Source organism: Streptomyces sp. NPDC029292, from assembly GCF_055569295.1.
Genome location: NZ_JBVHXR010000001.1, coordinates 913,832 through 926,632, shown reverse-complemented (window position 1 = coordinate 926,632; position 12,801 = coordinate 913,832). Strand labels below are relative to the sequence as shown.

General features: G+C 67.9%; 7 protein-coding genes. 3 read left to right on the top strand and 4 right to left on the bottom strand.

Going from position 1 to position 12,801, the window contains the following annotated elements; genetic code table 11:
• Nucleotides 1-114 precede the first annotated feature (114 nt).
• On the top strand, nt 115-1,941 hold the full coding sequence (locus ACZ4WS_RS04195) for a rhamnogalacturonan lyase (RefSeq protein WP_467977190.1): 1,827 nt from the start codon (nt 115-117) through the stop codon (nt 1,939-1,941).
• Nucleotides 1,942-2,419: 478 nt separating this feature from the next.
• Here ACZ4WS_RS04195 and ACZ4WS_RS04190 read toward each other — a convergent pair whose 3' ends face one another.
• From ACZ4WS_RS04190 to ACZ4WS_RS04175, 4 genes are all read right to left on the bottom strand, one after another.
• Complete coding sequence (locus ACZ4WS_RS04190; RefSeq protein ID WP_467976898.1) at nt 2,420-2,593, bottom strand: hypothetical protein; 174 nt, start codon at nt 2,591-2,593, stop codon at nt 2,420-2,422.
• A 97-nt stretch (nt 2,594-2,690) separates the two neighbouring features.
• Nucleotides 2,691-3,065 carry an NUDIX hydrolase gene (locus tag ACZ4WS_RS04185; RefSeq protein WP_467976897.1) on the bottom strand — a complete coding sequence of 125 codons (375 nt, stop codon included), beginning with the start codon at nt 3,063-3,065 and terminating at the stop codon, nt 2,691-2,693.
• Nucleotides 3,066-3,536: 471 nt separating this feature from the next.
• Nucleotides 3,537-6,203: a cellulose binding domain-containing protein gene (locus tag ACZ4WS_RS04180; protein WP_467976895.1), complete on the bottom strand. Its 2,667-nt coding sequence runs from the start codon at nt 6,201-6,203 to the stop codon at nt 3,537-3,539.
• A gap of 185 nt (nt 6,204-6,388) precedes the next feature.
• Nucleotides 6,389-9,304: a glycoside hydrolase family 48 protein gene (locus ACZ4WS_RS04175; protein WP_467976893.1), complete on the bottom strand. Its 2,916-nt coding sequence runs from the start codon at nt 9,302-9,304 to the stop codon at nt 6,389-6,391.
• A 256-nt stretch (nt 9,305-9,560) separates the two neighbouring features.
• Here ACZ4WS_RS04175 and ACZ4WS_RS04170 point away from each other — a divergent pair, with 256 nt between their 5' ends.
• Nucleotides 9,561-11,036, top strand: coding sequence for a cellulase family glycosylhydrolase (locus ACZ4WS_RS04170; protein ID WP_467976891.1), 1,476 nt, complete (start codon nt 9,561-9,563; stop codon nt 11,034-11,036).
• A gap of 10 nt (nt 11,037-11,046) precedes the next feature.
• Nucleotides 11,047-12,753: a glycoside hydrolase family 6 protein gene (locus tag ACZ4WS_RS04165; RefSeq protein WP_467976890.1), complete on the top strand. Its 1,707-nt coding sequence runs from the start codon at nt 11,047-11,049 to the stop codon at nt 12,751-12,753.
• The last annotated feature ends 48 nt before the right edge of the window (nt 12,754-12,801 follow it).

The following is a 12,801-nucleotide window of genomic DNA, read 5'->3' as shown; positions in this document are numbered from 1 at the left end:
AACCTCCCCGTCCGCAGCGGCAACTGAGGGAACAGAATCCGTCTGTCCTCTCAGGAGGTACTCACCGTGCAGCACCCGCACAGGCAGCACCGCAGACGCGCGATCGGATCGGCGATGGCGGCTGCCGCCGCCCTCGTCGCCGCCGGGCTCACCGCCCTCGGCACCGGAACCGCTCAAGCCGCCACAGCCCGCCAGGTCGAGGCACTCGACCGGGGCGTCGTCAGCGTCCACACCGACAGCGGCAACCTCGTCAGCTGGCGCTGGCTCGGCACCGACCCGAACGACGTGTCGTTCAACGTCTACCGCGCCGGTACGAAGGTCAACTCGACCCCGATCACCGGCTCCACGAACTACTTCCACTCCGGCGCGCCCAGCCAGGCCGACTACACGGTCCGCGCGATCGTCAACGGAGTGGAGCAGGGCGACTCCGTCCACGCCATCCAGTTCCGTACGGGATACAAGGACGTGCCCATCACGCCGCCCGCCGGCGGCACCACCCCCGACGGAGTCGCGTACACCTACGAGGCCAACGACGCCTCCGTCGGCGACCTCGACGGCGACGGCCAGCTCGACTTCGTCCTCAAGTGGCAGCCGACGAACGCCAAGGACAACTCCCAGTCCGGCTACACCGGCGACACGATCATCGACGGCATCAAGCTCGACGGCACCCGGCTGTGGCGCATCGACCTCGGCAGGAACATCCGCTCGGGCGCCCACTACACGCAGTTCCAGGTGTACGACTACGACGGCAACGGCAAGGCCGAGGTCGCCATGAAGACGGCGGACGGGACGACGGACGGGCAGGGCACGGTCATCGGCAGCTCCTCCGCCGACTACCGCAATTCCAGCGGGTACGTGCTGTCCGGGCCCGAGTACCTGACCATGTTCAACGGGCAGTCGGGCGCGGCCATGGACACCGTCGACTACGTCCCGGCGCGCGGCACGGTCTCCTCCTGGGGCGACTCCTACGGCAACCGCGTCGACCGATTCCTCGCCGGAACCGCCTACTTGGACGGTGCCCGGCCTTCGCTCATCATGGCGCGCGGCTACTACACCCGTACCGTCATCGCCGCCTGGGACTGGCGCAATGGCGCCTTCACGCGGCGCTGGACCTTCGACACCAACTCCTCGACCAACACCGGCAAGGGATACGACGGCCAGGGCAACCACCAGCTGTCCGTCGCGGACGTCGACGGGGACGGCAAGGACGAGATCGTGTACGGCTCGATGGCCGTGGACGACAACGGTGCGGCACTGTGGACCACCAAGAACGGGCACGGCGACGCCATGCACGTCGGCGATCTCGATCCGTCCCGGGCGGGCCTGGAGGAGTTCAAGGTCGACGAGGACTCCTCGAAGCCGGCGTCGTGGATGGCGGACGCGAAGACCGGCGAGATCCTGTGGTCGACGGCTGCCAACGGCGACAACGGCCGGGGAGTGTCCGGGGACGTCTGGGCGGGCAGCGCGGGGGCCGAGTCCTGGTCCTCCCACGCGGACGGCGTACGCAACCCGCAGGGGACCGTGGTGGCGAGCCGCAAGCCCGGCAGCATCAACTTCCTGTCCTGGTGGGACGGCGACACCGTCCGTGAACTCCTCGACGACACCCACATCGACAAGTACGGCACGTCCGCCGACACCCGTCTGCTGACGGGCTCTTCCGTCCACTCCAACAACAGCACGAAGGCAACCCCCTCGCTCTCCGGGGACATCTTCGGCGACTGGCGCGAGGAGGTCGTCTGGCCGACCACCGACAACACGGCGCTCAGGATCTACTCCACGCCGTACGAGACGAGCACGAAGATCACCACCCTGCTGCACGACACGCAGTACCGCACGGCTCTGGCCTGGCAGAACACGGCCTACAACCAGCCGCCGCACCCGAGCTTCTTCATCGGCGACGGCATGGCGACGGCGCCACGTCCCACGGTCTACACGCCTTGAACTGGGAAAACCTGCTACTGAGTTGATCCAGAAGTGCGGCCATCCGGGTTGTTCGGATGGCCGCCAAGCTCGTGATCCACTTTCGCTGGGGAGAATCTGGGGAGATCCATTTTCGATGACTTCCTCAGGCGCCTCAGGGGAATGGCTGCCCTGCTCGCCTCGCACGGGGCGGAAACGGCCAGGCGCGCGGCGCGAACCGGACGAGAGGCCGTCGGCGTTGCGCCCGAGACGAACCTCCCGAGCGCGGCCCGTGCCCGCCTCCCGGACTTCGGCATGAAGCACACGTATGTCCTCAGCGTGAACGCCGGTGCAGCGCGACACAAGAGGTTCGGCGTGAACCCGACAAACCCGCCAGTCGCGGCAGCAGCGGCCGGGCAGACCATCCAGACAGGACGGCACTCCCGCAGACGAAGCCACAGAGGCGCTGCAACACACGCGTCAGACCTCGGTCAGCTCAAACGATGAGACAGCGGCCCGACTACGCGTCCGGCCCGCCCGGCTCATGCAACTCCCCCCACACCCGGGCCGCAATAAGGTCCGCCTCATCCTGCGGCATCCCCGCCTTCACCAATATGATCCCGCGGCTGCCATCCGGGAACTTCACACTCCGCGCTTCCATGCCTATCCGGCCCAGCGTCGGCTCCTCCGGCATACTCGCTCCTCCAGTCGGGGAAACCACGCTAAAACGCCCCCACCGCAGTCGGCAGGGGCGTTCGGCCAGACGGCCTACAGCTCAGTCAGCTGCTCATTCAGGTACGCCTGCACCGGCCCGAACAGCCCGCCAGGCACCAGCCGTGGAATCCCCCCCCGAGACGCACCCAAGCCACCTCCGCAACCTCCCGCGGACTCGCAGCGCGGGCCGTGCCCGACAGCAGGCGGCATGCCACGTAGACCACCGGCCAGCCGGTTACCGGATGCACCCGCTCACCGATCACCACCACCGGCTCCACCACAACCCCGGCCTCCTCCAGCGCCTCCCGGACAGCTGCCAGTTCGGGCGTCTCGCCCGCGTCGACCTTGCCCGCCGGGAACTGCCAGACGAGTGCACCCTCCGGGACCGCGCGACGGACCAGGAGCACCCGGCCCTTGTACGCCACCACCGCGCCCGCGATCAGAACCTCCACGCCGAACCTCAACTCTCCCTCCGAAGACGGGTGTTCACCACATGCCGCAACCCTGCGGACGGACATCATGCCGCCATGACGACGGAGAACAACGCAGCCGCCAAACTCCCGGTTCTTCTCCCCGCGCTCGAAGCGGCCCACGGCATGCAGCCGGACCCGCTCCCGCGCTGCCCTCCCGGCGTCGTCAGCCCGCCGATGGCAAGGAGACACAGCGTTTGCGGCGGGATTCGGAAGCCCCATCAGGGCGAATGGCGGCCCCACCCTAACGCAACCCGAGATGCGCTTGACCAGGGAAAACATGGGTCATGAATGGTCCAGTCACCTCGGATGATCTGCGCGGTTTCCTGCAACCAGCCGCCGCACCCGAGCTTCTTCATCGGTGACGGCATGGCGACGGCGCCACGCCCCACGGTCTACACGCCGTAGGCAAGAAAGGGGCGCGTGCCGAGCCCGGCACGCGCCCCCCTTTGCTCAGCTCACCGTGCAGGTCTGATCACCCAGCTTGAACGACGTGGGTTTCGTGTTCGCCCCCGACCAACTCCCCGTGAACCCGAAGCTCACCGACGAACCCGCCGCCACATTGCCGTTCCAGCTCAGGTTCTTCGCCGTGACCGCCGCGTCGGTCTGTGTGGAAGCGGCGTTCCAAACCTGCGCGATTTTCTGCCCGTCCGGGAAGGTCCAGCCGAGCGACCAGCCGCTCCACGCACTGGAGCCCGTATTGGCGAGCGCCACGTCAGCCTGGAAGCCGCCCGACCACTGGTTCGTGATCTTGTACGTCACCGCGCAGGCCCCCGTCGGCGTCGGATCCGTACCGCCGCCACCGTCATCGCCGCCACCGCTCGTGTCGGAGGTGTCGCCGTAGATGATCCCGCGCCCGTTCGTCGACACATACACGCGCCCGTACACCCGGGGATCCCCGGTGATGGCCGCACCGGTCCAACCCCACTGGTGGGCATCGTCGTTGATACGAGTCCAGGTCGCGCCCTTGTCGGTCGACCGGAAGATCCCGCGTACGCCGCCGATCTTCGCGCTGGTGTAGAGCGTCTGGTACGAGGCTCCCGTCGCCGCCTTGCCGAAGCCGATGGTGTCGGCCTGGTCGACGTTCGACAGCTTGGTGAAGGTCGCCCCGCCGTCCGTCGAGTGCCACAGCCCGTACGCGCCGTCGCTCGCACCGCCCGCCAGCCACACATCGCCCTTCGTACCGGGCAGCGCCTTGAAACGCACGCTGTCACCGCTCGGAAGCCCGCTCGCGGAGGATGCCGTGAACGTCGCCCCGCCGTCCGAACTCACGTAGAACTTCCCGGACTTGAAGCCGTAGAAGGTCATCGGGTCGACCCGGTCGGATTCGACGATCGCGCCGGACGGGATACCGCTGGACGCCGACCACGACGTACCGAACCCGGTCGTGTACTGCACACCGGTGCCCGCCGGGCTCCACACGAAGCGGCTGCCGTCGGACGCCGCCGCGACCGTGCCGCCGCCGGTGACGCCCGAAGGGTCGGTACCCGCGAACCAGTTGGCGCCGTTGTCCGTCGAGAAGCCGATGTGCGGCCCCGCGTCGAGGTTGCCGACCCGCACCACCGTGTTCGGGTTCGCCTCGGCGTAGTCGAGGCTCGTGGTGGTGGTGAGGTTGGGTGAGGTGTACATCATCGACGGCACCTTGGTGAGGTCCGTGTGCCGGAAGCCGCCGATGTCACCCAGCGCGCTGAGCAGCGAGGCTCCCGACGGGGGAGAGGCGAGGTCGTTGACCGCCGTCTCTTCCAGCCCCTGGATCACCGGCTTGATGGTGAACTGGCTTCCGCTGTCCCAGTTCGTCAGGTTCTCGGTGCCGTAGATCGTGGCGCCCGTTCCGTACATCATCCGGGCGGAGTTGAACGGGTCGATCTCCAGCCCCTCGGTCATCCAGCCGAGTTTCGGGGTCTGTTCGGGCGGTGAGGGGTTCGCGCCGAAGGTCAGCCAGGGGACGGACGAGACGTCCATCGTGTAGCGGTTCGAGCGGTTGGGGTACGAGGTGTAGTCCCAGGCCTTGCTCCAGGTGCCGCCGCTGTCCGTGGAGCGGAAGATCTGGGTGTCCGGCCACCAGGAGCTGTACGCCGTCGTCATCACCGTGCCCGGATGCTGCCGGTCCACGGTCAGCCCGCTGAAGCCGTAGTAGGTGTCGGCCTCGGCGACCGGGCTGATGTTCGTCCAGGTCCCGGTCTTGGTCGCGTACCGCCACAGCTGGCCCTTGCCACCGTCGTACGGGCCGCCCTTGTCGCTGTAGGCGAGGTAGAGGTAGCCGTTCGTCGCGTCGAGGACGCCCTTGTGGGCGAGATAGCCGGTGGGCTGGCCGGGCAGCCGGGACCAGGTCGCGCCCCCGTCCGTCGAGCGGTAGACCGCGTTGTCCTTGTCGGCGACCCCGACATAGATGGTCTGCGTCGCGCTTCCGGACGACCCGGTCGACTCGTCGAAGGTGACCCAGACGATGCCCTGGTTGTCGGAGGCGTAGCCGCTCGTGTCGGTCGCATCCTGCACGTAGTTGCCGACGTTGGGGAAGTTCGTGACCTGCGACCAGCTCGCCCCCGAGTCCGTCGACCGCCACAGGCCCTTGCCGCTGGGCGCGCCGAGATACAGCACGCTGTCCTTGTTGGGGTCGATCGCGAGGCGCTCGCCCATGCCGCGGCCCGGCATGTTCCCGCCCAGCTTGAAGGGCAGGTCCGCCTTCTGCCAGCTCGCGCCCCGGTCGGAGGAGCGGAGCACGGCGCCGTTCGTCGGGTCCCAGCTGTTGGTGTACGTGCCGACCGCCGCGTACACCTTGTTCGGGTCGACGGAGTCCGAGGCGAGGCTGACGACACCGGTGTGGCCCCACTCGGTCCAGCCGACCGAGTCGAGCAGCGGCGTCCAGGTCTTGCTCGACTCCACCCAGCGGTAGGCACCGCCGATGTCCGTGCGGGCGTAAGCGAGGTTCTTCTCGGAGCGGTTGAAGATGATGCCGGGGACGAAGCCGCCTCCGTCGATCCGGGCGTTGTTCCAGGTGTACGTGTCGGCGGCGAGGGTCGTCGTCGCCTTGGGGGTGCTCGCGGCCAGGGCGGGCGGGGTGCCGGCCAGTAATCCGGCGGCCAGCGCGAGCACGGCCGTGAGGATGCGGGTTCTTCGCACGGGTGGGGTCCTCTCCGGGAAAACGGGGGATGGAAAGGCGTGATGGCCGGGCGGCCCTCAGTGCGGGTGAGGGCCGCCCGGCCGGTGGCCCTGCCGTCAGGGACAGGGCCGTGTACACGGAGCTCGGGTCCTCGGCCCGCCCTTCGGGCGGACGCTGCCAGTTCGGCGACAGGACCCGGCGGGGACTATTCGAGGAGCTCCGCGTACGAGCCCATGGCGAGGGCTATGTCCGCCTGGGCCCAGAACCGGTGGTACGTGAAGGAGGGCGCGGCCCCGCCCGCCAGATAGCTCTCGATCTTCGACCAGGCCGGGTCGTTCTTGTAGAAGGACCGGAGCGAGGCGAAGGTCGTGGAGGAGTTGATCGTGTCGCCGTTCGGCATCGTGCCGGTCCATCCGCTCGGGACGTAGACGGTGTCGTCGAAGCGGTTGTAGTCGGCGCGGGTCTCCGGGACGGCGATGCCCAGGCTGTCCTGGTAGTTGTTCCACATGCCGTCGAGGAGCGCCTTCGCCGTCGTCTTCGCCTGTGCGTTACCGGACTTGGCGGCGTAGTACGACAGGGTCTTGGCGTACGCGGCCGCCACGCCCACGTCGTTCGTGTAGTCGGCGACGGTGACGTGAAGTCCGCTGTTGGCGCCGGGACTTGAGGCGTTCCAGGTGTCCGGGGCGCCGGACCACTGGAGGGTGGAGGGGATCTGGTAGGTGCCGTCCGGGTTGATGGTCGTCTTGGACAGCGCCCACGAGACCCACTTGTCGAGGACCGCCTTCGCGCTCGCGTTCCCGGTCTGCTGGTAGTACTCGGCGACCCGCTCCATGGACCACGCCTGGAAGCCGAACCACTGGTTGGACGGCGGGTCGTGGTACACCGGCTGCTGGTCGTAGTACATGCCGTAGAAGGTCGGCGTCCCGGTCGGAGGCGTCGCGTAACGGCCCGCCCAGCTGTTGGTCGCACCGCCCGCGATGGCGCCCTCGTCGGACTGCAGCCAGCGGTAGAACTCCAGCTGCCGGGTGAGGGACGTGCCCCAATCCGCCGCTCCCGTCGATGACTTGGGCTTCAGATCGACGTTCGTGCTGAGCGCGTACGCCGCCAGGGGGTTCTGGTAGCCGCCGTGGACGTGGCTGGAGCCGATGCGCCAGGCCCAGCCCGCCGAGGTGTCGGTGGCGCCACCCCAGGCGTAGTACCAGGAGAGCAGGTAGCTCGAGGCGTCCTTGCCGGTGCCGGCCGCACAGGTCGACGGGCCGACACAGTTGCCGATCTTCTTGAAGTACTTGTCGTACATGGCGTAGCGCAGATAGTCGCCCATCTTCGCCGCCTTGCCGACGGTCGCCGACACATCACTGCTCTTGCCCTGAGCCTTGGCCCAGACATCGGCCCAGTACGCGGCCTGCACCGCACGCGCGTCGGCGTCGGGAGCGTCGGTGTACTTCCACTGCTTGGCGTACGAGGAGTCCCCGGTGAAGAGGTCCAAGTACCCGTTCGTGCCGCCGTACTTGAAGGCGTCACAGGTCGGCTGCGGCACTGTCTCCCACACCGACTCCTGGGCGCCGCGCTGGAAGGTGTTGATGTACGACGGGCCGGTGGCGGTCGGACCCGCCTCGCACTTGCCCGGCTCATTGCCGTAGCCGTAGGTGTTGTCCACGTCCTGCAGCCAGTGCATGCCGTACACGTCGTCCGTGCCGTACGCGCTCTTCAGCTCGCTCGCGATCGGGTCCGAGCCGACCGGGACGGCGGTGTCGAGCTTCGCCGGGTACTCGTTCGGGGTGTCCAGCTCCGGCGCGTAGGTCGCGGGCTTCGAGGCGTTGTAGAAGGAGTTCGTCGGCTGGTCTGCGTGGGTGGGGATCATGTACGTCTCCATGGTCGTCCACGCGGCGTTGAACTTGGACCAGTCGCCGGTGACCTTCCCGTACATCGCCTGCAGCCAGATCAGATAGCTGTACGCCTCCGACGTCGTCTCATGACCCTGGTCCGGCGCCTCGACGATCAGCGTCTCCACCGAGTGGTAGGGGATGCCCTCGGGGGAGAAGTAGCCGTTCGCCGGGTTGGTGATCTTGCCGTAGAGGTCCAGGAAACGGGCGTCGTACGCCTTCGAGGCGGCCAGTTCCGTCACGGTGACCGTCGCCTTGGTGTGACCGGTCGCGGAGGCCGTGAAGGTCGCGGCGCCGGTTCCGGAGGCGTCGGCGGTGATGGTCACCGTCTGCGCCGTGTTCCAGTTGGACGGTGTGAAGGTGAGCGAGGAGCCGCCGGTGACGGACAGACCCGTGTTGCCGTCCGTGCGGGCGACGGAGACAGTCACATTCGCGCTCGGCTGTGTCGACAGCTTCACGTCGAACGTGCCCGTCTTGCCCTGCTGGACGCCGAGTTGGCTCGGCGAGGCCACCACGGCGGGACCCGAGGCGACCGTGATGCCGACCGGTGTGGACTCCGCCGACGCGCCCAGGCTGTCGTACGCCTTGGCCAGCAGCGAGTGACTGCCCACGGTCAAGCTGGAAGTCGACAGGGTGTACGGCGAGCTGGTGTCGGTGCCCAGCAGCGTCGTGTCGTCGTAGAACTCGACCTTGCTGATGGTCGCGCTGTCGGCGGCCGCGGCGGTCGCGGCCAGCGGGACCGCGTCGCCCTGGGTGTAGACGGCGCCCGCGGTGGGGCTGGTCAGCACGGTGACCGGCGGCTGGTGGGCGCCGGCGCAGGTGGTGCCGTTGACCGCGAAGGACGCGGGCGCGGTGTTCGTGCCGCTGTAGGTGAACTGCGCGCCGGCGGTGACGGCGGCCCCGGCGGCGATCGTTCCGTTCCAGGACGCGTTCTTCGCGGTGACCGTCTTGCCGGACTGGGACCAGGTGCCGTTCCAGCCGCTGGTGAGGGTCTGGTTGCCCGTGTAGTCGTACGTCAGGGTCCAGCCGCTGATGGCGTCCGTACCCCGGTTGGTGATCGTGAGATCCGCGGTGAAGCCGGAGCCCCAGTCATTGGTCTTGTAGTCGACGCTGCACTGAACTGTCGCCGCGTGTGCCGGAGTTGTTCCGGTGGCCAGCGTCGTGAGCGGGAGGGCGAGGGCCGCCACGACAGCAGTCCACAGCCGCCGCGCGGTGCGGCGTCTCTTTCTGGGGTGCATGTGCTGGTTCCTCCTTGCGGCTCGGAGAAAAAATGGGGGAGGAGCAACAAGCCTTGAACCAGTGGGAGCGCTCCCATATTGGAGAGGGGGGTGTGAAGGGTCAAGGTGCTTGAAGAGTCGAAATGATTCGATTGATCAACAGTGCAACTCCTCTGTCCTTTACCGGCACTTGGCGCTAGCTTCATCCGCACCAGTGGGAGCGATTCCATCAGTCGACGCGTCCGTTACGGCGCGCCCGAGCTGCAAGGAGTCGCTCATGCGACACCCCCCGCGTTCAGGACTTTTAGTGGTCGGCGCCGCGGTGGCCCTCGTGGGCACCGCGATCCTGCCGGTCGTCACGGCTTCAGGAGCCACACCCGCGTGCACGGTGGAGTACTCCGTCACCAGCCAGTGGGACAACGGCTTCCAGGGCGCCGTGAAGATCACCAACAACATGGCGGCGGTGAGTAGTTGGAGCCTCGGCTTCGACTTCGCCGGCGGTCAGAAGGTCAGTCAGGGCTGGAACGCCAAGTGGTCCCAGTCCGGTACGACGGTCACCGCGTCCAACGAGAGCTGGAACGGCTCGCTGGGCACCGGTGCGAGCGTCAGCGCCGGGTTCCTCGCCTCGTGGTCGGGGAGCAACGCGGTGCCGACGAGCTTCAAGCTCAACGGCACGACCTGCAATGTGGACGCCGAGCCGACGCCCACACCCACGCCGACGGAGCCGCCGACGACGGGTGAGGCGCCGAAGCTCCATGTCTCCGGCAACCAGCTGGTGGACTCCACCGGGGCCACCCGCCGGATGCTCGGCGTCAACCGCTCCGGCGGCGAGTTCATGTGCGTCCAGGGTCGCGGCATCTTCGACGGGCCGGTCGACGACGCCTCGGTGAAGGCCATCGCCGACTGGAAGGCCAACACGGTCCGTATCCCGCTGAACGAGGAGTGCTGGCTGGGCCTGTCCAACATCGATCCGCAGTACGCGGGCGCCAACTACATCGCCGCCGTCAAGGATTTGGTGGCGAAGGTCGAGGCGCACGGCATGACACCGCTCGTCGAACTGCACTGGACGTACGGGCAGTACACCGGCAACTCCGCGGGCTGCTCGGACGTGCACGCCACCTGCCAGAAGCCGATGCCGGACGCCCAGTACACCCCGTCCTTCTGGGCCTCCGTCGCGAGCACCTTCAAGGACGACGCGGCCGTCGCGTTCGACCTGTTCAACGAGCCCTACCCGGACCGCGCCACCTCCACGACCACCCAGGCGTGGGAGTGCTGGCGGGACGGCGGCACCTGCCCCGGCATCTCCTACGAGGTCGCCGGAATGCAGGACCTGGTCGACGCGGTACGCGGCACCGGCGCCAAGAACCTGATCCTGGCCGGCGGGCTCGCGTACTCCAACGACCTGAGCCAGTGGCTGACGTACAAGCCCAGTGATCCGACGGGCAATCTCGTCGCCGCGTACCACGTCTACAACTTCAACACCTGCGCCAGTGAGAGCTGCTGGAACTCGACGCTCGCCCCGGTGGCCGCCCAAGTCCCGCTCGTGGCGGGGGAGATCGGCGAGAACACCTGCTCCCACTCCTTCGTCGACACCGTCATGAAGTGGTTCGACGACCGGGGTCTCTCCTACCTGGGCTGGACCTGGAACACCTGGGACTGTTCCTCCGGCCCCTCATTGATCTCCGACTACGACGGAACTCCCACGTCGTACGGCATCGGGCTGCGCGACCACCTGCGCTCCCTCAACGGATAGGAACCCGCACATGAGCCGTACCAGAACAGCACTGTTAGCGGCACTCGCCCTGTTCGCCGCCGGTTCGGGCACCGCCGCGGCCCTCCCCGCGGACGTCGGCGTGGCCGCCATTCCCTGCACCGTCGACTACACGGTGCAGAACCAGTGGGACACCGGCTTCACCGCCGCCGTCACGGTCACCAACAACAGTGCCGCCAAGACCTCTTGGGCGGTGAAGTGGTCGTACGCCGGAAACCAGAAGGTCACCTCGGGCTGGAACGCGAAGATCAGCCAGAGCGGGACCGATGTGACGGCGGCCAACGAGACCTACAACGCCTCGCTGGCGACCGGGGGTTCGGTCAGCTTCGGGTTCAACGCGTCGTACAGCGGGACCAACGCGCTGCCGACGACCTTCACGCTCGACGGGGTGACCTGCAACGTCGATGACGGTGGAGGCGGCACCGATCCCACGGATCCACCGACGGGCACCAAGGTCGACAACCCGTACGCCGGTGCCAAGGTGTACGTGAACCCGGAGTGGTCGGCGAAGGCCGCGGCCGAGACCGGCGGCAGCCGGATCTCCAACCAGCCCACCGGCGTCTGGCTCGACCGGATCGCCGCGATCAACGGGACGAGCACCAGCATGGGCCTGCGCGCCCACCTCGACGCGGCGCTCGCGCAGCAGGGCAGCAGCGAAGAGGTCGTCCAGCTGGTCGTCTACGACCTGCCCGGACGTGACTGCGCCGCCCTGGCCTCCAACGGTGAGCTCGGTCCGACGGAGATCGACAAGTACAAGACGCAGTTCATCGACCCGATCGCGGCGATCCTCTCGGACAGCAAGTACGCCTCGCTGCGGATCGTGACGACCATCGAGATCGACTCGCTGCCGAACCTCGTCACCAACACCGGCAGCCGCGCCACCGCCACGCCCGCGTGCGACACGATGCTCGCCAACGGCAACTACATCAAGGGCGTCGGCTACGCCCTGGCCAAGCTGGGCGCGATCCCGAACGTCTACAACTACCTCGACGCCGGACACCACGGCTGGATCGGCTGGGACGACAACTTCGCCCCCTCCGCCACCCTGTTCAAGCAGGCGGCCACGGCCGAGGGCGCCACGGTGGACGACGTGCACGGCTTCATCACCAACACGGCGAACTACAGCGCCCTGAAGGAGAACAACTTCACCATCAACGACTCGGTGAACGGCACCTCCGTCCGCCAGTCGAAGTGGGTCGACTGGAACCGCTACGTCGACGAGCTGTCCTTCGCGCAGGCCTTCCGCACCCAGCTCGTCTCGGCCGGCTTCAACTCCGGGATCGGCATGCTGATCGACACCTCCAGGAACGGCTGGGGCGGTACCGCACGGCCCACCGGTCCGGGCGCGACGACCAGCGTCGACACCTACGTCGACGGCGGGCGCTACGACCGCCGCATCCACGTCGGCAACTGGTGCAACCAGTCCGGGGCGGGTCTCGGCGAGCGCCCGCAGGCCGCACCGGCGGCCGGCATCGACGCCTATGTGTGGATGAAGCCTCCGGGCGAGTCCGACGGCTCCAGCTCGGCGATCGCGAACGACGAGGGCAAGGGCTTCGACCGGATGTGCGACCCGACGTACACGGGCAACGCCCGCAACGGGAACAACCTGTCCGGCGCGCTGCCCAACGCTCCGCTGTCCGGGCACTGGTTCTCCGCCCAGTTCCAGGAGCTCATGAAGAACGCGTACCCGGCGCTGTGACGGCCGGATCCGGCGCTGCCTGAGGCCGGTTGACGTGGTCCGCCAGGG